Raw genomic sequence first — 24694 nt, forward strand, 5'->3', positions numbered from 1 at the left:
CCGAGGATCGCAGGCCGAAGAAGGTTCCGATAGCGCTCTCTCGCGGGAGATTCTCGAGTTTCCGCTTCGCTCCACCTGAGAATGACGACTTGGCTAGAACGCCTCTTCCCAGTTGCGGCTGAGCCGCATCGCCGAATTGATCAGTCCGACCATCGAATAGGTCTGCGGGAAATTGCCCCAGAGTTCGCCGGTCTCGAGATCGGCGTCCTCGGAGAGCAGGCCGAAGCTGTTGCGGCGCTGCAGGATGCGCCCGAACAGCTCCTTGGCTTCGTCCTTGCGGCCGATCGCATGCAGCGCATCGACATACCAGAAGGCGCAGATCAGGAAGCCGGTATGCATGAAGCCGAAATCGTCCTGCGTGCCGTAGCGCAGGATCAGGTCGCCGCGGCCGAGCTCGCGGCCGATCGCCTCGACAGTCGCGATATATCGGGGATCGTCCGGCTTGACGAAGCCGAGCTCGGCGAAAAGCAGCAGCGTCGCGTCGAGATCGGTCCCGTCGAAGGTCGAGACGAAATGACCCTTCTCCTGGTTCCAGACCCGGTCGGCAATGATGCCTTCCAGACGCCTGGCCTCGCCGCGCCAGTACTCCTTGCGGTCGGCCCGGCCGAGCGTGCCGGCGATGCGGGCAAGCCGGTCGCAGGCGGCCCAGCACATCACGCTGGAAAAGGAGTGGACGACCTGCTTCTCGCGCAGCTCCCAGGGGCCGGCATCGGGCTTGTCGAAGAGCTCGATCGCCCGGTCGCCCATACGCTCGAGCTGGCTGAAGAGCGTTTCCTTGCCCGGCTGGATGAGCCGGCGGTCGAAGAAGGAGTGGGTGGCGGCGAGCACGACCGCGCCATAGCCGTCATTCTGGATCTGCGTCGCCGCGCCATTGCCGACACGCACCGGCTGGTGACCGCGATAACCGGCGAGATTCGGCACCTCGAATTCGCGGAGCTCGCCGCCGCGGGTGATCGGATAGAGCGGCGGCAGATGCTCGGCACCATTCTCCGAGAAAGTGTCGACGATGTTGGTGATGAAGCCGAGATAATCCTCCATCGTCCGCGTCGTGCCGAGGCGGTTCAGCGCATGCACGACGAAATAGGCGTCGCGCAGCCAGCAGAAGCGGTAGTCCCAGTTGCGCTGCGTGCCCGGCGCCTCGGGGATCGAGGTGGTCAGTGCCGCGACGATGGCCCCGCTCTCCTCGAAGGAGCAGAGCTTCAGCGTGATCGCGGCGCGAATGACCTCGCGCTGCCATTCGAAGGGGATGGAAAGCGAGCGGACCCAGTCGCGCCAGTAATCGGTGGTCTTGTCGAGGAACTCGCGCGAGGTCGTCTCGATCTCGGCGCGCAGCGCCTCGTCCGAGCCGATGAAGAATGAGAACGGCTTCTCGACAGCGAAAGGTATGCTCTCCAGCACATAGGAGATCGGCGCGTCCGTGGTCAGGCGGATGGTCTGGTCGGCTCCGACGAAGCGGACATGGTTGGAGCCGCGAGTGATCTCGTCTGGCACCTCGCCGAGACCGAGGCACGGCTTGACGACGACACGGATGCGCGGACGGCCGGAGACCCGCCTGACGCGGCGGACGAGCTGAGGCGGCCGAAAGAAGCGCTCATAGCGGACGAAGCGCGGCGCGAAATCGAGGATCTCCAACGCATTGCCGTGGTCGTCGGAGAGCACCGAGGAGAGGATCGCGGTGTTGTCGAGATAGCTCTGCTCGCAGCGCGTCATGCCGACCATCTCGATGGCGAAGACGCCCTTTTCCGGCATCGCATCGCCATCCTCGATCCGGTTGTCGATCAGAGAGCAGAACACCGGATCGCGGTCGAAGCGCGGGAAGCAGCCCCAGACGATCCGGGCCTGGCGGTCGATCAGCGCGGCGATGGAGCAGTTGCCGATGACGCCGAGATCGAGCGAAGCCACGCCCGGCGGGGCGACGGTGGTGACAGTCATGCCTATCCCTGATGCAGCTGGTCTTGGTGGAAGGTTCAGTTCTGGAGAAAGGTTTCGAGCGTGAGCTCGCCGCCATCTGCAGCGCCGAGCAGGATACGGTGCAACGCAGTCGGCGAAGCGAGCCGGTGTCGGGCGCAAGTCTGCCCTTCCCCGATCCGAATCGATAGCCCTCCGGCATCGTTGACGGTGGCGAAACCGTTCTCGTCGGTGATGTCGTCGCCGATGAACACGGGCAGGCGGCCGCGATAGGCGGGCTGCTGCATCAGCCAGGCAATGGCCCCGCCCTTGCTCGCTGTGGCCGGAACCAGCTCGGCGACGGCCTTGCCGTGCTGCAGCCGCATCGAGGGACCGATCTCGGCTGCCAGGCGTTCCATCAGCTCCATCGCCTCGTCGGCCAGCGCCGGGGCCAGCCGCCAGTGCAGCGCGACGGACTGGCGCTTGTCCTCGACGATGACGCCGATATTCGCATTGGCGAAGCGCACCATGGCCCGCGTCGCGGCACGGAGCGCCTCGGAGGGCGCCGCCAGCGGAGCCTCCTCGCCGCCGAGACGAATCTGCGCGCCGTGCAAGCCGGCGGCGTCGAAGCGGAAAGGCGCCGTCATCCTGTCCAGAAACGCCACCGGACGGCCGGAAACCAATGCCAGCGCGCCACCGAGGCGTTGGCTCAGCGCATCCAGCGCACCGGGCACGCGCCGGTCGAGGCGGACGTCCTCAGGCGAAGGCGCGATCTCGACCAGGGTTCCGTCGAAATCAAGAAACAATGCTATCGATGCGGTACGTGCTGCGAGCGGCGCGTGCAGCTCTGCAGCTTCTGGGCTCTGAGTTTGCGACATGGCGGCCTTGCTAGAGGACGAAACGGGCGAAAGGACGACCGTCCGTCGGCTCGCCACATTCAGGGTTCAGCTTCCCACCGTCGCCATGATCCGGTCACGGCGGCGACGCGATCCGGCCAAGAAGGCCGGCGTGCACACGAAACATTACGTCTGCCGGCGCGTTCTGTTCCCGCGCCAAAGCGGCATTCGTCAACGAAAGTGAGGCATTATGCGTCTTGTGGTGGTCTCCAACCGCGTCACCATGCCAGAACGTGGCGAAAAAGTGGCAGCCGGCGGGCTCGCGGTGGCACTCCGCTCCGCTCTGGAAGCGCATGGCGGGCTCTGGTTCGGCTGGAGCGGGAGCACGAGCGCCGAACCGTCCTCCCGCGTAGAACCGGTCCGCGTCGGCAAAGTCTCCTATGCCATCGCCGATCTGACCGAGGCCGAGCGTCAGAGCTACTATCTGGGTTTCTCGAACCGGGCGCTGTGGCCGCTGATGCATTACCGGCTCGGCCTCACCGAGTTCGACCGCTCAGACTATACCGGCTATCTCGCGGTCAACCGCCGGTTCGCCAGGCTTTTGCTGCCGCTGCTGCAGCCCGACGACGTGATCTGGATCCACGACTATCACTTGATCCCGCTGGCGGCGGAGCTGCGGCGGCGCGGCGTCACCAACCGGATCGGCTACTTCCACCACATTCCCTGGCCGTCTGCCGAAGTCTTCGGGGCGCTGCCCTTCAGCGCCACCCTGATCAGCACGATGACGGCCTATGATCTCGTCGGCATGCAGACGCAAACCGACGCCGACAATCTGATCGGCGGGCTGGTCGCGCTGCGCGGCGCCCAGCGCGACGGCGAGCGGGTCAGGGCCGGGCCGCGCGAAACCATCGTCCGCGCTTTCCCGATCGGCATAGACGTCGAATCATTTCGCAAGCTCGCCGTCGCCTCGGTGCGCGCCGCGACCCAACCGATCCGTGCGACCACCGGCCCGCTCGGCGGCCGCAAGCTGGTGATCGGCGTCGATCGGCTCGACTATTCCAAGGGAATCGTCCAGCGGCTCGAGGCCTTCGGCCAGTTCCTGCGCAGCCATCCCGAACATCGCGGCAATGTCGGCCTGCTGCAGATCGCGCCGCCCTCGCGCAGCGACGTCCCCGAATATGCCGAGCTCGACCGGCAATCGGACGAGGTCGCCGGACGTCTGAATGCCGCGCTCGGCGAATTCGACTGGACGCCGATTCGCGTCGTCAAGAAGGCCTACTCACGCAGCGCGTTGGCCGGCTTCTACCGGCGCGCCCAGGTCGGGCTGGTGACGCCGATGCGCGACGGCATGAACCTCGTCGCCAAGGAATACATCGCGGCGCAGAATCCGGAGGATCCCGGCGTGCTGGTGCTGTCGCGCTTCGCCGGCGCCGCACATCAGATGCGCGAGGCGCTGATCGTCAATCCCTACGACACCCATGAGGTCGCCGAAGCGATCCGTACCGCGCTCGCCATGCCGCAATCGGAGCGGGTGCGGCGCTTCGAGCGGCTCTACGGCACGATCGCCGCGAGCGATATCGGCTGGTGGACCTCGCGCTATCTCGCCGCGCTGACCGGCGCCGACAGCGATGACGGCCTCGTGCCGCCGGAGCCGCCGCGGCGGACGAGTCGAACCCGCCAGGCAGCAGCCGAGCCAAATGCGACAAGCCGCCCGACGACAAAAAAAACGACGGCAAAACCGGCCAAAAAGCCGGTGTCGGCAGCAAATGATGCAGTAATGGGCGAAATGCGCGCCGGTTTCAGGCAAGAGGACGACGCCAAGCTCTTGCCGAATACCGCTTCACCTCGCTAGAAGCAGGCACGGATCGCTTCTTCTTGCCACGCTGGCAGGACGAGCCAGGTCTGGAGCGACATGTCGGCCTGATAGGCTGTGGAGGCGGGCGGAGGGCATTTGATGCGAGGCGCACTCGGGGGATCGGGCGTTCTGCTACGCCGTCTCCGCGAGGTGATGGCAGCGCCGGTCAGTCCGCAAGAGCGGCTGGACCGGCTCGTCGTCCTGATCGCCGGCAATCTCGTGGCCGAGGTCTGCTCGGTCTATGTCCTGCGTGAAGACGGCTCGCTCGAGCTCTATGCCACCGAAGGCCTCAACCGCGAGGCGGTTCACCACACCACGATGCGCGCCGGCGAGGGCCTGGTCGGCCTGATCGCCAGCGAGGCCGAGCCGATCGCGCTTTCGGACGCGCAATCGCACCCGGCCTTCTCCTACCGCCCCGAAACCGGCGAAGAAATCTACCGTTCCTTCCTGGGCGTACCGATCCTGCGCGGCGGCGCCGTGATGGGCGTGCTCGTCATCCAGAACCGCGCCTCGCGCATCTACAGCGAGGACGAGACCGAATCGCTGCAGACCACGGCCATGATCATGGCCGAGATGATCGCGGCCGGCGGCCTGAAGGCCCTGTCCCGGCCCGGCGCCGCGATCGGCCTCGAGCGTCCGATCCACGGCGTTGGCACCACACTGGCCGACGGCGTCGGCCTCGGCTACGCCGTGCTGCACGAGCCTCGCGTCGCGATCACCGACCTGATCGCCGAGGATCCTGCCTTCGAGGTCTCGCGGCTGGAGGCGGCGATCGCGCAGATGCGCGTGGCGATCGACGAGCTTATCGAGCGCGGCGATGTGGCCCATACCGGCGAGCATCGCGACGTTCTCGAGACCTTCCGCATGTTCGCGCATGATCAGGGCTGGCTGCGGCGCATGCGCGAGGCGGTGATGACCGGCCTCACCGCCGAGGCGGCGGTCGAGCGCGTGCAGTCGGATACGCGCGCCAAGATGCAGCGCCAGACCGACCCCTATCTGCGCGAGCGCCTGCACGATCTCGACGACCTCGCCAACCGGCTGCTGCGCACGCTGGTCGGCAAGCCGAACGGCGTCGCCCGCGAGCAACTGCCGGAAAACGCCATTCTCATCGCCCGTTCGATGGGGCCGGCGGCCCTTCTCGACTATGACCGGGCTCATCTGCGCGGCCTCGTGCTCGAGGAGGGCGGTCCGACCAGCCATATCGCGATCGTGGCGCGCGCGCTCGGCATTCCGGCCGTGGGCGAGATCGCCAATGCGACGGCGCTGATCGAAGCGGGCGACGCGGTCATCGTCGACGGCCAGGCCGGCGAGGTGCAGATCCGGCCACAGCCCGATGTCGAGAACGCCTACAAGGACAAGGCGCGCCTGCGCGCCCGCAAGCAGGAGCAGTTCCGCAAGCTCAAGACGCAGCCGGCGGTGACCAAGGACGGTGTCGGCATCAGCCTGCAGATCAATGCCGGACTGCTCGTCGACCTGCCCAATCTGGACGAGACCAATGCCGGCGGCATCGGGCTGTTCCGCACCGAGCTGCAATTCATGGTGGCGCAGCACATGCCGACCACCGCCGAGCAGCAGACGCTCTACGGCGCGGTGCTGGCCGCGGCCAATGGCCGGCCAGTGACCTTCCGGACCCTCGATATCGGCGGCGACAAGGTGCTGCCCTATATGGAGCGCGTCGAGGAGGAGAACCCGGCACTGGGCTGGCGGGCGATCCGCATCGGGCTCGACAAGCCACGGCTGCTGCGCGCCCAGGTCCGGGCGCTGCTGCGCGCCGGTGCGGGCTACGACATGAAGATCATGCTGCCCATGATCGCGACCGTGAACGAGTTCCTCCGGGCCCGGCTGATCGTGCGCCGCGAGCTCGCCGTATTGGAGCGCGACGGCCGCCCGGCCCCGTCCAGCCTCCAGCTCGGCGTCATGGTCGAGGTGCCCTCCCTGCTCTTCGAATTGCCGGAGATCGCCCGGGAGGCGGACTTCCTCTCGGTCGGTACCAATGACCTGATGCAGTTTCTGTTCGCGGCCGATCGCGAAAACCGGCGCGTCTCGGAACGCTTCGATCCGCTCTGCGCCGCCGGGCTGCGGGCCCTGCGCGCAATCGTCGACCATGCCGACAAGGCCAGCTGCCCGGTCACGGTCTGCGGCGAGATGGGCGGCAAGCCGATCGAGGCACTGGCGCTGATCGCGCTCGGTTACCGCTCGTTCTCGATGTCGGCGGCCTCGGTCGGGCCGGTCAAGGCGATGCTGCGGGCACTCGATGCCGGCAAGGCGCGCCAACGTCTCGATGCCTGGCTCGCCGCGTCGGACGGCGCCGCCAGCCTGCGCCCGCTGCTTTCGGCGCTCGCCGCCGAGATGAAGGTACCGGTCTAGCGACGCCCGCTAACCGTGCTTGCCGGCCGCGCCGGCCCCTATGTCCAGCAAGATCGCATCAGCGCCATGTCCCTCCTCCTCCCGCAAGACCGCCTCGACGGCATCGTCGCCCGCCATGCCGCGGCCAGCGACGCGATCAACCATGCGAGCGATCCGGTCCGCGTGGTCGAGCTCGCCAAGGAGCTGGCCGAACTCGACCCGGTGGTCGCCGCCATCGCCGCCTGGCGCAAGGCGCAGGCCGGGCTCGACGAGGCGCTCGCCATGATCGACGATCCGGCGACCGATGCCGAGATGCGCGACCTCGCCTATGAGGAGCGCGACCTTGCACGCGCCGAGATCGAGACACGCAGCCGCGAGATCCTGATCGCGCTGCTCCCCAAGGACGCCGCAGACGAGCGCGGCGTCATCCTCGAGATCCGGGCCGGAACCGGCGGCGACGAAGCCTCGCTTTTCGCCGGCGACCTGCTGCGCATGTATCAGCGCTACGCCGCCCAGAAGGGCTGGAGCCTCGACATTCTCTCCGAGAGCGAAGGCACGGTCGGCGGCTTCAAGGAGGTCATCGCGGAGATCTCCGGCAAAGGTGTCTATGCGAGGCTGAAATTCGAATCCGGCGTCCACCGCGTGCAGCGCGTGCCCGACACCGAGGCGAGCGGGCGCATCCATACCTCGGCCGCCACCGTCGCGACCCTGCCGCTCGCCAGCGATGTCGACGTGTCGCTCGATGAAAAGGATCTGCGCATCGACACGATGCGCGCAGGCGGCGCGGGCGGCCAGCACGTCAACAAGACCGAATCGGCGGTGCGCCTGACGCATCTTCCGTCCGGCATCGTGGTGGTGGTCCAGGACGAGCGCTCGCAGCACAAGAACAAGGCGCGCGCCTTCGAACTGATGCGCGCCAAGCTCTACGACATGGAGCGCAGCCGCGCCGACGCGGAGCGCTCGGCCGACCGGCGCTCTCAGATCGGCTCCGGCGACCGCTCGGAGCGGATCCGGACCTATAACTTCCCGCAAGGCCGCGTCACCGAGCATCGCATCAACCTGACGCTCTACAGGCTCGACGAGATGATGCAGGGGCTGGTGCTCGACGAGATCATCGACGCCCTCACCGCTGCCCGCCAGGCCGAGCTGCTCGCAGAGCAAGGGGCAGCGTGAAACCTTCCGCCGGAACGTGCGTTACTTGGCTATCGGTAACGTCGTTAGGGGAGGATAGAGATGAAGACCCTGTTCAGCAGCATGGTCCTTGCGGCAGCGATCGCCCTGACGCCGGCCCTGGCCCAGGCCCAGACCGGTTCGCAGACCGCACGCAAGGTGTTCGGCGGCGATGCCGCGCATCTGCAGAAGGCCAAGACCGAGAAGCAGGCACGCCAGGATTGCCAGCTTCAGTTCCGCGGCGCTAAGGAGAGCAAATCCGCGCTCCGCACCAAGATGAACGCCTGCGTCCAGGAGCAGATGCAGGGCAACTGAGCCGGCCCGAAGGCCGGCGCCAAGGATCGATTTGCCGCGCACCGGCCATCCCGCCGACGGTTTTGAGCCCGCTGTCCCCGTCACGGCGGGCGAAGCCGTGTCCGAGACGCGCAAGGTGCTCGCAAGAGCGCTGCGCCAGGCAGGGGTCGCCGACTGGAGCTTCGAAGCGCGCATCCTCATCGAGGATCTCGCCGGCGCAGGCGATCGGCTGGATATTGATTCGGCCACCCGGCTTCAGGCGGCGCTGACACGACGGCTCGCCGGCGAGCCGCTCTGGCGCGTGCTCGGCGCCCGCGAATTCTGGGGGCTGAGCTTTTGCCTGTCGCCCGGCACGCTCGAACCCCGGCCCGATAGCGAGACGCTGATCGAGGCGGCCCTGCAGCATCTTGGCGAGCGTCGCCGGGAGGCGCTCGCCTTTCTCGATCTCGGCACCGGCACGGGCTGCCTGCTGATCGCAGCACTGAGCGAGTTTCCGTTGGCCCGCGGCACTGGCGTCGACCTGTCCGAGGACGCGCTGGCGACCGCCGTCCGCAACGCCGTCAGCAACGGGGTCGCCGATCGGGCTGAGTTCCGCCTGGCGCGCTGGGATGCGGGGCTGTGCGGAAAATTCGACCTGATCCTGTCGAATCCGCCCTATATTTCCAGCCGCGAGATCGCCCTGCTCGAACCTGCCGTGCGCGACCATGATCCACATCTGGCACTGGATGGCGGGGCAGACGGGCTCGACGCCTATCGCGCCCTCGCCGGGCTGCTGCCGGCGCGCCTGGCTCCCGAGGGCCGGGCGATCCTGGAAATCGGGGCCGGGCAGGAAGACGATGTCTGCGCGCTGATGCAGGCTGCGGGACTGCGGCATCTGCAGTCGCATCGCGATCTCGGCGGCCATGTCCGCGCGCTGGTCTTCACAGCGGAACTGTGAACTTTCACAGTCACCCGAGCGAATTTGCTTGGAAGGGCGGCAGAAACCGGTTATGCACGGGTTGTCTTGAAGACGGTGTCGTCAGCACATAGCCTTTAGCGAGGACCAGCGAAGCGGTCTGGCTTTTGGATTACTGCCAGGACCGACGCTAACTGACACAGCGAGATCGAGACTTCGAGCGTGCGAGAGCGCCGCTCGGTCTGGAGCCAAAGAAGCTCCGTTGGAAAGAGCGCGTGAAGATCCATATCGGCGCAGAGCCCTTCCAGGTCGGATTGCCTCAGCGCGGCGTCGCAACCCGCCGCGCGTCACTTCGTATGTGACGCCCTTGCACGGTTGCCTCGAATGAACAGAACGCGAGATTGACGCGAATGAGACCAGGTCAGAACCGGCGCATGCGCGGCCGTAACAACAATAACAACAACAATGGCGGCAACCGCAAAGCTCCAAATCCGTTGCAGCGGAGCTACGAATCCAACGGTCCCGACGTCAAGGTCAGGGGCACCGCCCAGCATGTCGCGGAAAAGTATCTTCAGCTAGCCAGGGACGCCCAGTCTTCGGGCGACCCGGTTGCCGCAGAGAACTATTTCCAGCACGCCGAACACTACTATCGCATCCTGCTCGCCGCCCAGGAGCAGATGGCGCAGCAATTCGGCCATAGCTTCCCGCCCAACCGCGCCTTCAACGAGGATCCGGACGAGGCCGAGGAAGAGAGCGAGGACGAGAACGCCAGCTTCCAGCCCGGTGGCCAGCCGGCCGAGCGCCAGAGCTACAACGGCAATGGCGGCGTCAACGGCCATGCTGCGCCGCGCCAGGAGGGCGAACAAGTCGAGGGCCAGCGCTTCGACCGGCCGAACCGTGGCGAGCGCAATTTCGACCGCAACCCGGAGCGCAACGGCCGCCGCTTCGACCGCAATGATCGCCAGGAGCGCGGTGAACGCCGCTTCGAGCGCCAGGACGGCCAGCCGGCGGCCCATGCACCGCGACCGGAAGCGCAGCCCGGTGCCGAGCAGCCCGACTATGTCGCGGAACCGATCCAGGCCGAGCGCCCGCCTCGCCCCGAGCGTCAGCCGCGTGGCGAGCGCCAGCGCCGGACTGAAGTCGCCGCCGTGACGGAGGAGCAGGAGGTCGCAACCGCCCTGCCGGCCTTCCTGACGACGCCGACGCGCCTGCCGATCGCGATCACCTCCAGCGAGGGCGAGGCCGCCCTCCCGGAGGCCGCCGCCGAGCCGGTTTCCACCGAAACGGCCGAGACCGCAGAGCAGGAGAAGCCCAAGCGCACGCGCCGGCGCCGCTCGCCGCGGGAAGTGATGGATGCGCTCGGCTCCGAGAGCGACGGCGCCGCCGAATGAGCCGGACAGCCGCGGCTGTCCGCGCAGAAAGCTGAGAAAAAGGGCCCGGAAGGGCCCTTTTTCATGTCAGGAAATGCCGGCCGGCGTGACCTGCGCCGCAGCAGCGATTTCGAGCCGTGCGCCCTTCGCGATCACGCCACCTGCGAGCACGCGGCAGTAGATCCCGCAATCGACATGGCCATAGCCCTGTAGCAGCGCCTTCGGGATCTGCAGGTCACGGGCGCCGGTCGTCGGATCGACATTGGTGGCGGCGCAGCGCTCGATCCGCTTGATCACTGAGAGGCGCAAGCCCCCCGGCCCCTCCAGTTCGCACCCGACCAGATCATTCTCCGCCCAGGCCGGGAGGTCCTCGACCATGACATTGCCGCGAAAGCGCAACGGGTCGATCACCGCGCCCATCCGCGCCGCGAGATCGGCAACACTCGCCAGATTGATGATCGAGACGAAGCCCGAGCGCGAATCGGTGAAGCGATAGCCCTCGGGAGCCGCGAGCAGACGCGGTCGGCCACGCAGCTCCTCCGGCATGAAGCCCTCGAAGAAGGCCGAGAGCCGGTCCTGCCCCTCCGGGCTATGCGGCGAGATCCGCAGCACCTCACGGCCCTCCTGCGAGATCGTGAGTTCGCCGCCGGCATCGTCATGGCGTGTCCTGAGCCGCGCCAGCGACTCGTTGCGCATCAGCATCAGATATTTGATCTTGGGCTGGTGCACCGGCTCGGCCGGATCGAAACCCGAGGGCCCGTTCTCGATGGCGAAGAGCCGGTCGCCCGGGAAGTAGCCGCCGGCCGAGAGCGCCGCGCTCGTCAATGGCTCCGGCGAGAGCCCCTTGACTGGATAGCGGTAGAGCGATGCGACGCGCATGATCTTGTCCTCGGTGGTGCGGCGAGGCCGGACCTTGGCATAGCCGGGGGCCAGCGATCCAGCACGCGACCGGCAGGGATCGATGAAATCCCCGGATCGGACCGGTCAGGACGCGTTGCCCTCACCGCCATCCTCGTCGCCATCGGCGACGGAGCGCTGGCAGCCCCAGCCCGAGAGCACGTCGTCGGTCTGCTCGATGACGAAGAAGCGGGCCGCATCGCGCTCATAGCCTTCGGCGAGCAACCGGTCGTAATCGGTGTGGCTGTGGCGGACATGGCTGCCGAGCGCCAGCCAGAGCGCCGTCGACGGCGGCAGGGCCTTCATCTGATTGCGGCCGGCGAGCGCCAGTACCGCCTCGGCATCGCTCAAGGGGATACCCGGCGCCAGCGCCCGGAGCGCCTTGCGAATCGCCTGTTGCCGCCGGGTTCCAACCATGGCCCAAGGCTGGGCGGGGGCGGCGTCGATCGTCAATCCCAAAGCGGACACGCCCCCCTTACGTTGCCCCGATGCAACACCTATGTCTGGACGAGGGGTCGCCCGACAGGGGGCTCCATCCTGATGAAAGGCAGCCGGCTCCGCCGCCACGGGGCGCGACCGGCGGGCGGAGGTTTATTGATGAACATTGAGAAATACACGGATCGGGCGAAGGGTTTCCTACAGGCCGCGCAGACCATCGCGATGCGCGAGGGTCATCCCCAGTTCACGCCCGAGCATGTGCTGAAGGCGCTGCTCGACGACGGCGAAGGCATGGCCGCCGGCCTGATCGACCGCAGCGGCGGCCAGTCGCGCCTGGCCAAGCAGATGGTCGATGCGGCGCTGGCCAAGCTGCCCAAGGTCAGCGGCTCCGGCGCCGGCGCGCCGCAGCTGACGCCTGCCCTGGCACGCGTCTTCGGCACGGCCGAGACGGCCGCCGACAAGGCCGGCGACTCGTTCGTCACGGTCGAGCGGCTGCTGCTCGCGCTGGCGATCGAGAAGGAGACCGAGGCCGGCAAGGTGCTGGCCAAGGCCGGCGTCACGCCGCAGGGCCTGAATGCCGCGATCGAGGCGATCCGCAAGGGCCGCACCGCCGATTCCGCTTCAGCCGAGCAGAGCTATGACGCGCTGAAGAAATATGCGCGCGACCTGACGGCCGCAGCGCGCGAGGGCAAGCTCGACCCGGTCATCGGCCGTGACGAGGAGATCCGCCGCACCATCCAGGTGCTGTCGCGCCGGACCAAGAACAATCCGGTGCTGATCGGCGAGCCCGGCGTCGGCAAGACCGCGATCGCGGAGGGCCTGGCGCTGCGCATCGTCAATGGCGACGTGCCCGAGAGCCTGAAGGACAAGGAGCTGCTCGCTCTCGACATGGGCGCGCTGATCGCCGGCGCGAAATATCGCGGCGAGTTCGAGGAGCGGCTGAAGGCCGTGCTCTCCGAGGTCTCGGCCGCGGCGGGCGGCGTCATCCTGTTCATCGACGAGATGCACACGCTCGTCGGCGCCGGCAAGACCGACGGCGCGATGGACGCCTCCAACCTGCTGAAGCCCGCCCTGGCGCGCGGCGAGCTGCATTGCATCGGCGCGACCACGCTCGACGAGTACCGCAAATATGTCGAGAAGGATGCGGCGCTGGCGCGGCGCTTCCAGCCCGTCTTCATCGACGAGCCGACGGTCGAGGACACGATCTCGATCCTGCGCGGGTTGAAGGAGAAGTACGAGCAGCACCATCGCGTCCGGATCACCGACTCGGCGCTGGTCGCGGCGACGACGCTGTCTAACCGCTACATCACCGACCGCTTCCTGCCCGACAAGGCGATCGACCTCGTCGACGAGGCTTCGGCGCGCCTGCGCATGCAAGTCGACTCCAAGCCCGAGGAGCTCGATTCGATCGATCGCGAGATCGTCCGCCTGCGCATCGAGCAGGAGGCGCTGAAGAAGGAGAGCGATGCCGGCTCGCAGGAGCGGCTGCGGCGGCTCGAGGCCGAGCTCGCCGAGCTCGAGGCCCGCTCCGCCACGATCACCGCGCGCTGGAAGGCCGAGAAGGACAAGCTCGGCCAGGCCGCCGAGATCAAGACCAAGCTCGACAACGCCCGCAACGAGCTGGCGCAGGCGCAGCGCAAGGGCGAGTACCAGCGCGCCGGCGAGCTCGCCTATGGCGAGATCCCGCAGCTCGAAAAGGCGCTCGCCGAGATCGAGGCGAATGGCGATCAGTCCGGTATGGTCGAGGAAGCCGTGACGCCCGACCATGTCGCGCAGGTGGTCAGCCGCTGGACCGGCGTGCCCGTCGACAAGATGCTGGAAGGCGAGAAGGACAAGCTGCTGCGCATGGAGGAGAGCCTCGCCAAACGCGTCGTCGGCCAGGAGGAAGCGGTCGAGGCCGTCTCCAAGGCGGTCAGGCGCGCCCGGGCCGGGCTGCAGGACCCGAACCGGCCGATCGGCTCTTTCATGTTCCTGGGGCCCACCGGCGTCGGCAAGACCGAGCTGACCAAGGCACTCGCCGCCTTCCTGTTCGACGACGAGACCGCGATGGTCCGGATCGACATGTCGGAATACATGGAGAAGCACTCGGTCAGCCGGCTGATCGGCGCCCCTCCGGGCTATGTCGGCTATGAGGAAGGCGGCGCGCTGACCGAGGCCGTCAGACGCCGGCCCTATCAGGTCGTGCTGTTCGACGAGGTCGAGAAGGCGCATCCGGACGTGTTCAACGTCCTCTTGCAGGTGCTCGACGACGGACGCCTGACCGATGGCCAGGGCCGCACGGTCGACTTCCGCAACGTCCTGATCATCATGACCTCGAATCTCGGTTCGGAGTTCCTGGTGAACCAGCCCGAGGGCGAGGACAGCGACGCCGTCCGCGACGAGGTGATGGGCGTGGTGCGCCATGCCTTCCGCCCGGAGTTCCTGAACCGGATCGACGACATCATCCTGTTCCACCGCCTGCGGCGGTCGGATATGGGCGCGATCGTCGACATCCAGATGGGCCGCCTCGGCAAGCTCCTGACCGATCGCAAGATCGCTCTCGAGCTCTCCGACGAGGCGCGCGACTGGCTGGCCGACAAGGGCTACGACCCGGCCTATGGCGCGCGCCCGCTGAAGCGGGTGATCCAGAAATCGGTGCAGGACCCACTGGCCGAACTGCTGCTCGCCGGCACGGTCCGCGACGGCGAAAGCGTGCCGCTGACGGTGGGGCCGGCCGGGCTGATGCTCGGCGAGTTCCCCGCGGCGAGCGAAGCCCGTCCGGCAGGGGTTGCGCTGAACTAAGTTGCGGCCGCATCAACACAAAGGGCGCCGCGAAAGCGGCGCCCTTTTTCATTTCGTCACTCTCGGCCGGGGCGACGTGGCCTATTTTCTGGTCACTGTCATCATGGTCGGGCTCGTCCCGACCATCCACGTCTTCCTGCGGGCAGCGCGGTGTTCGAGACGTGGATGCTCGCCACAAGGGCGAGCATGACGGACTGCAAGGGCCTCATGCCTATGGCCGCCGGGTCACCACCCCGAACTGGCGGCGGGCCTCACTCCATCCTGGCCGCAGTCCGCATCACCGCGAGCGCCAGCGTCTGCGCCGCCGGAACGATGCTCTCGACCTCCAAGAACTCGTCCGGCGTGTGCGCCATGCCGCCGACCGGGCCGACGCTGCACAGTGTCGGGCAGCCCTGAGCGGCGGTGAAGCCGGAATCGGCGCAGCCGCCGGTGTATTCGGCGGTGACGGCGATGCCGAAACCGGCGGCCGCGTCGCGATAGGCCTCGTAGAGCTCGGCCGACTCAGCCGTCGTCTCCAGCGGCAGGAACTCGCCCTTGATGATGAGCTGCGCCGAGGAGCCCTCGACCACCGGCGTCTCGACGATGGCGCGGATCGCGTCGACCAGCGCGTCGCGCTGCGCCTTGGTGCGGTAGCGCAGGTCGATCTCGCACCAGGCGTGCGGGGCGACGGTGTTGACGGTCTGGCCGCCGCCGATCAGCCCGACATTGACGGTGACGCCGGCTTCGAGATCGGTCAGCCCCTGGATCTTCGGGATCTTGTGGCCGAGATCGACGATGGCCGAGACGCCCTTCTCGTAATTCGCGCCGGAATGGGCGGCCCTGCCCTGGAAATCGGCGCGCATGAAGACGCCGCCCTTGCGGCCGGAGGTGACCGACTGCCGGCGGTCACGGACGAACTCGGTGCCGGCCGGCAGGCGGCTCGGCTCGGCATTGAAGACGCAGCGCGACTCGCGCGCCGCCGCCTCGATCACCGGGCGCGAGGATGGCGAGGCGATCTCCTCGTCGCTGGTGGTCAGCATCATCAGCGGCGCCTTCAGGCCACCGCAGGCCGAAAAGGCGGCAGCGACGAAGGCCTCGATGACCAGCCCCGCCTTCATGTCGGCGACACCCGGTCCATAGGCGCGGCCGTCACGGATGGTGAAGGGCCGGCGCGTCGGCTCACCCTCGGGGAAGACGGTGTCGCGATGGCCGAGCAGCAGCACCGGGCGCTGGTCGTTGGCGCCGGGATTGGCCAGGCGCGCCTTGACCGCGTCGCCATAGCGAGCATCGGGCAGGACCTCGACGGCAAGCCCGTTCTTCTCGTGGAAGCGGGCCAGAACCTGGCCGGCCCGGTCGACGCCCGCCTTGTCATAGGAGCCGGAATCGGTGTCGACCATCTCGCGCAGCAGGTCGATCATCGCCTGCTTGCGCTCGCCGAGCCAGGCAGCGACCTTGGTTTCCTCGGGCGTCATGTCGGTCATGGTCGGGGGCTCTCTGTGGTTCCGGATGCGTGGGAAGCCGAAGCTAGTGCATAGGCGCAAGCGCAGGGAACCGGCATTCGCGCCGGACAGGCCCCGCCTTTCTGGCAGGACGGCCGGTCCGCTTCGCCTTCTCATGGCCGTCTTCGCTCCCGATCATGCGCCAAGAACGGCATTCCACAGCGAAGGATGCAGGGATGACGGCGCTTCGCATCATCGTTTCGGGCGTGGTCCAGGGGGTCGGCTACCGGCAATGGCTGCGCGAGCGGGCGCTCCTCGCCGGGGTGGCCGGCTGGGTGCGCAACCGCAGCGACGGCACGGTGGAGGCCTTGCTGGCCGGAGCGCCGGACACGCTGGAGGCGCTCGTCGCCGAGGCGCGGAAGGGACCGCGCGGCGCCAGGGTCACGGATATCGAGCGCCGCGAGGCCTCGGCCGCCGACCATGCGGACCCGGATTTTTCGATCGCGCCCAGCCTGTGAAGCCCACCGCGCCGGAAAGCGAAAACAAAAGGCCCGCCGGACAGCCGGCGGGCCCTGGATGTGACGAGGCGCCTTAACGGCGCCTCGAAGCCTGCCGGCCTTACTCGGCGGCGCGCTGCGGCGTGTCGGGGGTCACCGAGATCGCCGGGCGCTCGCGCCCATCGGCCTTGGCGAGCGCGCGGCGCACACCATTGCCGTAGTCCGGATGGATCTTGTCGAAATGCGCCAGCTGGCGCTCCTCGATCGCCTGCGGAATGCCACCCATCGCCGCGGCGATGTTGGCGAAGAGCCGGTCCTTCTGGCCCTGGTCGAACAGGTTGAACAGCGCGCGCGGCTGGACATAGTCGTCATTGCCGATGCGGTGGTTGTAGCGATCGGCACTGCCGTCGATGCGCAGCGGCGGCTCCTTGGCCGACGGCTCCTCGACCGGGCCGCCGAAGGAGTTCGGCTCGTAATAGGCGTCGGGATTGCCGGTCTTGATGCCACCGTACGTGTTCATCTGGCCGTCGCGGTGATAGTGGTGCACCGGGATCTTCGGCTGGTTGACCGGGATGTTCTCGTAATGCGTCCCGAGCCGGTGGCGATGGGCGTCGGCATAGGAGAAGATGCGGGCCTGCAGCATCTTGTCGGGCGAGAAGCCGATGCCGGGCACGATGTTCGAGGGCGAGAAGGCGGCGTTCTCGATCTCCGCGAAATAGTTCTCCGGATTGCGATTGAGCTCCATGACGCCGATGTCGATCACCGGATATTCGGCATGCGGCCAGACCTTGGTCAGGTCGAACGGGTTGTAGGAGGTCTTCTCGGCATCGAGCTCGGGCATGATCTGGACCTGCACCTTCCAGCGCGGATGCTCACCACGCTCGAGAGCGTTGAACAGGTCCTCCTGCGTCGACTCGCGGGTCTTGCCGACGACGGTCTCCGCCTCTGCATTGGTCCAGTGCTTGTGGCCCTGCATGGTCTTGAAGTGGAACTTGACCCAGTAGCGCTCACCGCTGTCGTTCCAGAACGAATAGGTATGCGAGCCATAGCCGTTGATATGGCGCACATCGGTCGGCAGGCCGCGATCGGACATCAGGATGGTGACCTGATGCAGACTCTCCGGCGAAAGCGACCAGAAATCCCACATGGCGGTCGGCGAGCGCATATTGGTCTTCGGATGGCGCTTCTGGGTGTGGATGAAGTCGGGGAACTTCACGGGGTCGCGCACGAAGAAGACCGGCGTGTTGTTGCCGACGAGATCCCAGTTGCCGTCCTGGGTGTAGAACTTCAACGCGAAGCCGCGCACATCGCGCTCGGCGTCGGCGGCGCCGAGCTCACCGGCGACCGTGGAGAAGCGCGCCAGCATCGGCGTGACGGTGCCGGGCTGAAGGACCTTGGCCTTGGTGTATTTGGAAATATCGCCGGTGATGGTGAGGGTGCCGTAGGCGCCCCAGCCCTTGGCGTGGACAGCGCGCTCGGGGATACGCTCGCGGTTCTGGTGGGCGAGCTTCTCGATCAGCTGATAGTCCTGCATCAGGACCGGGCCGCGCTCACCGGCCGTGATCGAGTTCTGGTTATCCGGGATCGGCGCGCCGGCGCTCGTGCGCATGATCGGGTTCTTCGACATCTTGTCCTCCACCTGCAGCCATCAAGAACCAGCAGGCCGGCCGGAAGGGCGGGCACGCTGGAATTGGAGGAACTAACAGGACATTGCGACGATGATGTCCAATACCGTTTGCGGCAAGCCACGATAGGTTTATCCTATCGTCATGTTCACCTTGAAACAGCTTCGCTATTTCGCCGCGGTGGCGCGCCATCGCCATTTCGGCCGGGCCGCGGCCGAATGCCATGTCAGCCAGCCGGCGCTTTCCCTGCAGATCCAGGAGCTCGAACGCTTCCTCGGCACGCAGCTGATCGAGCGCCGCCGCAACGCCATCGCCCTCACCGAGGCCGGCCATGACATCGCCGAGCGGGCCAACCGCATCCTGATCGAGGCGACCGACCTGATCGACCATGCCCGGCACCGGCCGAAGCTGCTAACCGGGCGCCTCGAACTCGGCGTCATCCCGTCGATCGCGCCGTATCTGCTGCCGGCGACGCTGCCGCGCCTGCAGGAGAGCTATCCCGCGCTCGATATCGGCCTGCGCGAGACCCAGACCGCGACCCTGCTCGACGACCTCGTCGACGGGCGGCTCGACGTCGCCCTGCTCTCTCTGCCGATCGAGCGGCCCGGTCTGGAGACCCTGCATCTGTTCGACGATGCCTTCCTTCTGGCGCTGCCCGCCCTCCCCGGCGGCGATGGCTTGGCGCTGACGCCGGAAGCGGCGCTGGCCGGCGAGAATCTGCTGCTGCTGGAGGAGGGCCACTGCCTGCGCGACCAGGCACTGAGCTTCTGCGGGCCGGCAAGACCAGGCTCGCGCCGACAATATGGCGCCTCCAGCCTGTCGACGATCATGCAGATGGTGGCGAACGGTTTTGGCACGACGCTTCTACCGGCCATGGCGCTGCCGATCGAGTTCCGGCCGGACATGCCGGTCAGGCTCTACCGCTTCGCGCCGCCCGGGCCGAGCCGCTCGATCGGCCTGGCCTGGCGCAGAACCTCGGCGCGCAAGGGCGATTTCCAGGCGCTCGGACGCATGCTCACCGAGATCGGCCGCTCTCTGACGGAGGCCCGCGAAAACGGCCCGCCGATCGAGAATGAGGCGCTGCGGCTGACCTCGCCTCAGCGCCTCGCTTCATAAGCCATCCGCAGGGCAAAGCCTGCCAGCACCGTGCCCATCAGCCAGCGCTGCGCCAGCGACCAGAGCGGCCGCGTGCGCAGGAAGACGGCGATGCCGCCGGCTGCGAAGGTGATCAGCGTGTTGACGCTGACGCTGACCACGATCTGGATCAGCCCGAGCAGGATCGACTGGCCGAGCACACTGCCCGCGGCCGGATCGATGAACTGCGGCAACAGCGCGAGATAGAGCATCGCGATCTTCGGATTGAGCAGGCTGGTCAGCAAACCCATCATGAAGAGCTTGCGCGGCCCGTCATGCGGCAGCTCGCGCACCTGGAAGGGCGAGCGTCCACCCGGGCGGACGGCCTGCCAGGCGAGCCAGAGCAAATAGGCGGCACCCAGCAGCCGCAGCGCGTCATAGGCATAGGGCACCGCGAAGACGAGCGCAGTGATGCCGAAGGCGGCGCAGAAGACATAGAACAGGAAGCCGAGCGCGATGCCGCCGAGCGAGACCATGCCCGCCATCGGCCCCTGCGCGATCGAGCGCGAGATCAGGTAGATCATGTTCGGGCCGGGCGTCAGCACCATGCCCAGCGCCACCAAAGCGAAAGCCAGCAGGGTCGAGATGTCTGGCATGAAAGTATCCCCGGATTGGATGGCAAATCCTGCGCAAACCGCCCGGCCCCGCGCAAGATCACCCGAACGCAAGCCCGATATGACGATCAGACACCCAGCTGCCGCCGAACGCCCTTGCTCAACCGCGCATGTCGACCAGCACGAGGTCGGTATCGCCGGGCTTGGCGCCAGAAGCTGTCAGCATGGCGTGGACCTGGCCGCGATGGTGGGTCTGGTGGTTGAAGAAGTGGACGACGAGCTGGGATCTCGGCCGGGTCAGCTCGCGGCCGGAGATACCGGACACCCAGGTCAGGTCGCCGGCCAGCCAGTCCGCAGAGAGTCCGGCCGCCCAGTCGCCGATCAGGACATCGCTCGCCTGCCGCTCGGCAACGAGTTCGTCCCAATCCGCGATCATGCGGGCGGATTCGCGGCCCGGGACGGCCGGCTTCGGCGTGCCGGCGAAACGCGAGAGCCACATCCGGTCGCCCCAGAGCAGATGGCAGAAAGTGCCGTGGATCGAGCCGAAGAAGGCGCCGCGATCCTGTCTGCGCGCCGCATCGCTCAGCGTCGCCGCCGCGCCGTAGAGATTCTCGTTCTGCCAGGCGTTGTAGCGCGCCATGGTGACGGCATAGGCGGTATCGATCACCGCGGAACTCCTCAGATGATGTTGGCCTCGCGCAAGGGCCGGCCGGCGACGATGCGCTCATGGCCGAGATCGGCAAGGTCGAGGCTGAGATAGCGGCCATGCGCGATGTGCTCGGCAAGGCCGCGCCCGACCGCCGGCGATTGCTGCAGGCCGTGACCGGAAAAGCCGTTGGCGAGGTAGAGATTGGGCAGGCCGGCCGCAGGTCCGACGATGGCGTTGCCGTCGAGCCCGTTCATGTCATAGGGGCCGGCCCAGGCGCGGCCAGGCCGGATCGCCTCGAAGGCCGGGATGCGATGGGCCAGCGCCGGCCAGACGGTTTCTTCGAAGAAGGACCAGTCGACATCCTCGACATCGGCGGCCTTCTCGTCCCAATCGGGATCATGCTGCCCGTCCACCGGCGAGGCACCGCAGATGAACATCTGCCCTTCGCCGCCGCGCTTGCCCTCCGGCCGGCAATAGGCACCGGAGGTGTCGATCAGCAGCGGACAATTGTCGACCTCGCCCTTGCAGGTGAAGGTGAAGACATAGCGCTTCTTCGGCGCGACCGGGATCGCGACGCCGGCCGTCTCCGCCAGTCTCGCGCCATGCGAGCCGGCGGCGTTGACCACCGCTCCGCAGGCGATGTGGCTGCCATCGGCGAGCGCGACGCCGGTGATCCGCCCGCCCTCGACGACATAGCGGGCGACCTCGCCCTGGCGGTATTCGACACCGAGCGAGCGCGCCTTCCTGCGGAAGGCCTGGAGCAGGGCCCAGCCGTCGAACCAGCCCTCGCCGCTGACGCCATAGGTGCCGCAGGCGAGATCCGAGGTATTGAGCCAGCCGAACCTGCTGCCGAGCGCTTCGGCCGAAAGCAGGGCGATGTCGGCGCCCTCGACCTGCTGCAGCCGCTGATTGGCCTCGAGCACCGGAGCGCCCTCGCCGCTGGCGACATAGAGATAGCCGCCCTCGTGCAGATCGATGGAGGGGACCTCGCCATCGACGGAAAGATGCATGCCGATCTCGCGCAGGAAGCCGATGCCGAAGAGCGAGATGCGGATGTTGACCGCGCTCGAGAACTGCTGGCGGATCGAGGCTGCGGACAGAGCCGAAGCCGAATAGCGATAGGTCGGGTCCTTCTCGATCACCACGACCTTGCCCTTGAAGCCGGGATCGGCGGCGAGATGATAGGCGACGGAGGAGCCGATGGCGGCGCCACCGACAATCACGACATCGGCGGTTTCAGGAACGGAGGGCATGCGAGGACCTGCGACGAAAGAGGAAAGGTTCGTGACCTTTTCGCATGATTGGCTCGGCCCTCGGCGCTTGTCGAGAGGCGCTAGCCCGTCCCCTCGCATTCTCCGAGCAGCCAGTCGCGGAAGGCGATCACGGTCGGCAGGCTCGCCTTGGCCTCGGGATAGACGAGGTAATAGCCCTCGGGACCACGCACCGGCCGGTCCACGGGAATGACGAGGACACCGGAGCGCAACTCGTCCTCGACCAGAAGCCGCGGCACGATGGCGATGCCGAGCCCGGCGACAGCGGCCTGCGCGACCATGGCGAACTGCTCGAAGCGCGGCCCCATCAGCGCCCGCTCCGGCGGCAGGCCCTGTGTCTCCAGCCAATCCGCCCAGGCGCGCGGCCGCGTCGACTGCTGCAGCAAGGGCTGGTGCAGCAGGTCGGCCGCCTCGGTCAGCCCAGCCCGCGCCACCAGCGCCGGCGCCGCCACCGGCACGACCTCCTCGCCCATCAGCCGGTGCAGGCGCGCGCCCGGCCAGACCGGATGGCCGAAATGGATCGCTGCATCGGCAGGGTCATGGGCGAAGTCGAAAGGCACGATCCGCGTCGAGAAATTGATGGTCACGCCGGGATGCGCCTCGGTGAAGCGCGGCAGCCGCGGAATCAGCCAGCGCGTGCCGAAAGTCGGCAGAATGGCGAGATGCAGCAGGCCGGCCGCGCCGCGAAAGGCCATGGCCGACAAGGTCGCGGCGGCGAGCCGGGACAGGCCGTCGCGGACCTCGGCCGCATAAGCCGCCCCGGCCGGCGTCAGGCTGACACGCTGTTTGACACGCTCGAACAGACTGAGGCCGAGGCTCTGCTCGAGCAGCGCGACCTGACGGCTGACCGCCCCTTGCGTCAGGTTCAACTCCTCGGCGGCACGGGTGAAGCTGCCATGACGCGCCGCCGCCTCGAAGGCGGCGAGCGCCGAGAGGGAGGGCACCGAAAGGCGTCCGGGCACGATCTCAGATGTCATGAGAAAACCTCATCAAGATATGAGAACATATCGGTTGCCCCGCCCCGCCGAAAGAGGGCATTCTCCGCCGGAACCGACAGGCTTTTCGACGATCGCCTTCCGCCGCGGCCGACGCGGACCGGGACGGCGGTCCGTTTCATGCGCTTCTCCCCGCGCCGGGCAGGAGCGCCAGGCACAGGTACGAGATGACCACTTCCCTTCCCAAAGACGCTCTCGCCCTCCTCCAGCGGCTCGGCGTGCCCGATTCCGCCTATGCCGGCGCCGGCCTCTCGGCCCGTTCGCCGATCACCGGCGAGACCGTCGCGACCCTGCGCGAGACCTCTCCGGCCGAGGCCGAGGCCGCGATCGGCCGGGCCCAGGCCGCCTATCTTTCCTGGCGCAAGGTGCCGGCGCCGCGACGCGGCGAGTTCGTCCGCCTGCTCGGCGAGGAACTGCGCGCTGCCAAGACCGATCTCGGCCTGCTGGTGACGCTGGAAGCCGGCAAGGTCACCTCGGAAGGCCTCGGCGAGGTCCAGGAGATGATCGACATCTGCGACTTCGCCGTCGGCTTGTCGCGCCAGCTCTACGGCCTGACCATCGCCACCGAGCGTCCGAACCATCGCATGATGGAGACTTGGCACCCGCTCGGCGTCTGCGGCGTGATCTCGGCCTTCAACTTCCCGGTCGCGGTCTGGTCTTGGAATGCAGCGCTCGCTTTCGTCTGCGGCGACAGCGTCGTCTGGAAGCCCTCCGAGAAGACCCCGCTGACGGCGCTCGCCGTGCAGGCGATCGTCGAGAAGACGATGAAGCGCTTCGGCCCCGAGGCTCCCGCCGGCCTCTCCGAGGTGCTGATCGGCGGCCGCGAGATCGGCGACATCCTGGTCCAGGATCATCGCGTGCCGGTCGTCTCCGCCACGGGCTCGACCCGCATGGGCAAGGAAGTCGGCCAGAAGCTGGCGGCGCGCTTCGCCCGTGCCATCCTCGAGCTCGGCGGCAACAATGCCGCGATCGTCGCCCCTTCGGCCGATCTCGACATCGCGCTGCGCGGCATCGCCTTCGCGGCAATGGGCACGGCCGGCCAGCGCTGCACCACGCTGCGCCGCCTGATCGTGCATGAGAGCGTCTACGACGCGCTGATCCCGAAGCTGGCCAAGGTCTACGCGAGCGTGAAGATCGGCGATCCCCGCGAAGCCGGCGTGCTGGTCGGCCCGCTGGTCGACGAGGCTGCCTATCAGGGCATGCAGAAGGCGCTGTCCGAGGCCAAGGCAGCCGGCGGCAAGGTCCATGGCGGCGACAAGGTCGATGTCGGCTCCGGCGGCTTCTATGTCCGTCCGGCGCTGGTCGAGATGCCCATGCAGACCGGCCCGGTCGAGCGCGAGACCTTCGCCCCGATCCTCTATGTCATGAAGTACAGCAGCCTCGACCAGGCGATCGCCATGCAGAACGCGGTCGGCGCCGGCCTGTCCTCCTCGATCTTCACGCTGAACATGCGCGAGGCCGAGATCTTCGTCTCCGATGAGGGCTCGGATTGCGGCATTGCCAACGTCAATATCGGCCCGTCCGGCGCCGAGATCGGCGGCGCCTTCGGTGGCGAGAAGGAGACCGGCGGTGGCCGCGAGGCCGGCTCGGACGCCTGGAAGGCCTATATGCGCCGCGCCACCAACACGCTGAACTACGGCACCACCTTGCCGCTGGCGCAGGGCGTCAGCTTCGACGTGGACGCGTGAGGACTAGGCGTCATTTCCGGGCGAAGCCAAGCGCAGACCCGGGAATCTCGTGACTAGCCAACTGGTGTCCGAGATGGCCGGGTCAAGCCCGGCC

At 67.5% G+C, this 24694-nt stretch carries 20 protein-coding genes; 10 read left to right on the forward strand and 10 right to left on the reverse strand.

What is annotated here, in order from left to right; genetic code table 11:
* Positions 1-93: 93 nt before the first annotated feature.
* Both ACWGRX_RS05905 and otsB read right to left on the reverse strand, forming a co-directional pair.
* A complete protein-coding gene (locus ACWGRX_RS05905; protein WP_452116775.1) occupies positions 94-1932 on the reverse strand; it encodes a glycoside hydrolase family 15 protein in 1839 nt (612 codons plus the stop codon).
* Positions 1933-1967: 35 nt separating this feature from the next.
* A complete protein-coding gene (gene otsB / locus ACWGRX_RS05910) occupies positions 1968-2693 on the reverse strand; it encodes a trehalose-phosphatase (protein ID WP_452116776.1) in 726 nt (241 codons plus the stop codon).
* A gap of 277 nt (positions 2694-2970) precedes the next feature.
* Between otsB and ACWGRX_RS05915 the strand changes: the two genes are divergently transcribed.
* From ACWGRX_RS05915 to ACWGRX_RS05940, 6 genes are all read left to right on the forward strand, one after another.
* Complete coding sequence (locus tag ACWGRX_RS05915) at positions 2971-4575, forward strand: alpha,alpha-trehalose-phosphate synthase (UDP-forming) (RefSeq protein ID WP_452116954.1); 1605 nt, start codon at positions 2971-2973, stop codon at positions 4573-4575.
* Between the two features lie 102 nt (positions 4576-4677).
* Complete coding sequence (gene ptsP, locus ACWGRX_RS05920; RefSeq protein WP_452116777.1) at positions 4678-6945, forward strand: phosphoenolpyruvate--protein phosphotransferase; 2268 nt, start codon at positions 4678-4680, stop codon at positions 6943-6945.
* A gap of 66 nt (positions 6946-7011) precedes the next feature.
* The gene (gene prfA / locus ACWGRX_RS05925) at positions 7012-8097 is read left to right on the forward strand and encodes a peptide chain release factor 1 (protein WP_452116778.1); all 1086 of its coding nucleotides are present in this window, start codon (positions 7012-7014) and stop codon (positions 8095-8097) included.
* Between the two features lie 60 nt (positions 8098-8157).
* On the forward strand, positions 8158-8409 hold the full coding sequence (locus ACWGRX_RS05930; RefSeq protein WP_291635284.1) for a hypothetical protein: 252 nt from the start codon (positions 8158-8160) through the stop codon (positions 8407-8409).
* A gap of 97 nt (positions 8410-8506) precedes the next feature.
* On the forward strand, positions 8507-9325 hold the full coding sequence (prmC, locus tag ACWGRX_RS05935) for a peptide chain release factor N(5)-glutamine methyltransferase (protein WP_452116779.1): 819 nt from the start codon (positions 8507-8509) through the stop codon (positions 9323-9325).
* 392 nt (positions 9326-9717) lie between these two features.
* Positions 9718-10674 carry a DUF4167 domain-containing protein gene (locus tag ACWGRX_RS05940; RefSeq protein ID WP_452116780.1) on the forward strand — a complete coding sequence of 319 codons (957 nt, stop codon included), beginning with the start codon at positions 9718-9720 and terminating at the stop codon, positions 10672-10674.
* A gap of 66 nt (positions 10675-10740) precedes the next feature.
* Here ACWGRX_RS05940 and ACWGRX_RS05945 read toward each other — a convergent pair whose 3' ends face one another.
* Positions 10741-11532, reverse strand: coding sequence for an MOSC domain-containing protein (locus ACWGRX_RS05945; RefSeq protein ID WP_452116781.1), 792 nt, complete (start codon positions 11530-11532; stop codon positions 10741-10743).
* A 105-nt stretch (positions 11533-11637) separates the two neighbouring features.
* Positions 11638-11967: a DUF2293 domain-containing protein gene (locus ACWGRX_RS05950; RefSeq protein ID WP_452116955.1), complete on the reverse strand. Its 330-nt coding sequence runs from the start codon at positions 11965-11967 to the stop codon at positions 11638-11640.
* Between the two features lie 180 nt (positions 11968-12147).
* On the opposite strand from ACWGRX_RS05950, the gene clpB reads away from it, so the two are divergent.
* Complete coding sequence (gene clpB / locus ACWGRX_RS05955; protein ID WP_452116782.1) at positions 12148-14769, forward strand: ATP-dependent chaperone ClpB; 2622 nt, start codon at positions 12148-12150, stop codon at positions 14767-14769.
* 251 nt (positions 14770-15020) lie between these two features.
* Here clpB and ACWGRX_RS05960 read toward each other — a convergent pair whose 3' ends face one another.
* Positions 15021-16220 carry a M20 family metallopeptidase gene (locus ACWGRX_RS05960; RefSeq protein WP_291645254.1) on the reverse strand — a complete coding sequence of 400 codons (1200 nt, stop codon included), beginning with the start codon at positions 16218-16220 and terminating at the stop codon, positions 15021-15023.
* Positions 16221-16423: 203 nt separating this feature from the next.
* Between ACWGRX_RS05960 and ACWGRX_RS05965 the strand changes: the two genes are divergently transcribed.
* Complete coding sequence (locus ACWGRX_RS05965; RefSeq protein ID WP_452116783.1) at positions 16424-16705, forward strand: acylphosphatase; 282 nt, start codon at positions 16424-16426, stop codon at positions 16703-16705.
* A 100-nt stretch (positions 16706-16805) separates the two neighbouring features.
* Here the strand turns inward: ACWGRX_RS05965 and ACWGRX_RS05970 are convergent, their stop codons facing one another.
* Positions 16806-18311 carry a catalase gene (locus ACWGRX_RS05970; protein ID WP_452116784.1) on the reverse strand — a complete coding sequence of 502 codons (1506 nt, stop codon included), beginning with the start codon at positions 18309-18311 and terminating at the stop codon, positions 16806-16808.
* A gap of 142 nt (positions 18312-18453) precedes the next feature.
* On the opposite strand from ACWGRX_RS05970, the gene ACWGRX_RS05975 reads away from it, so the two are divergent.
* Positions 18454-19425, forward strand: coding sequence for a hydrogen peroxide-inducible genes activator (locus ACWGRX_RS05975; protein WP_452116785.1), 972 nt, complete (start codon positions 18454-18456; stop codon positions 19423-19425).
* Here ACWGRX_RS05975 and ACWGRX_RS05980 read toward each other — a convergent pair.
* The 4 genes from ACWGRX_RS05980 to ACWGRX_RS05995 form a co-directional block, all read right to left on the reverse strand.
* On the reverse strand, positions 19407-20039 hold the full coding sequence (locus ACWGRX_RS05980) for a LysE family translocator (protein ID WP_291635266.1): 633 nt from the start codon (positions 20037-20039) through the stop codon (positions 19407-19409). The genes ACWGRX_RS05975 and ACWGRX_RS05980 overlap by 19 nt on opposite strands.
* Positions 20040-20157: 118 nt before the next feature.
* A complete protein-coding gene (locus ACWGRX_RS05985) occupies positions 20158-20664 on the reverse strand; it encodes a DinB family protein (protein ID WP_452116786.1) in 507 nt (168 codons plus the stop codon).
* Positions 20665-20675: 11 nt separating this feature from the next.
* Positions 20676-21899 carry an NAD(P)/FAD-dependent oxidoreductase gene (locus ACWGRX_RS05990; protein ID WP_452116787.1) on the reverse strand — a complete coding sequence of 408 codons (1224 nt, stop codon included), beginning with the start codon at positions 21897-21899 and terminating at the stop codon, positions 20676-20678.
* 80 nt (positions 21900-21979) lie between these two features.
* Positions 21980-22894, reverse strand: a complete 915-nt coding sequence (locus ACWGRX_RS05995; RefSeq protein ID WP_452116788.1) for a LysR family transcriptional regulator — start codon at positions 22892-22894, stop codon at positions 21980-21982.
* Between the two features lie 185 nt (positions 22895-23079).
* Here ACWGRX_RS05995 and amaB point away from each other — a divergent pair, with 185 nt between their 5' ends.
* Positions 23080-24600, forward strand: coding sequence for an L-piperidine-6-carboxylate dehydrogenase (amaB, locus tag ACWGRX_RS06000; protein ID WP_452116789.1), 1521 nt, complete (start codon positions 23080-23082; stop codon positions 24598-24600).
* Positions 24601-24694 lie beyond the last annotated feature (94 nt).

Source organism: Allobosea sp. NPDC055594, assembly GCF_053618995.1.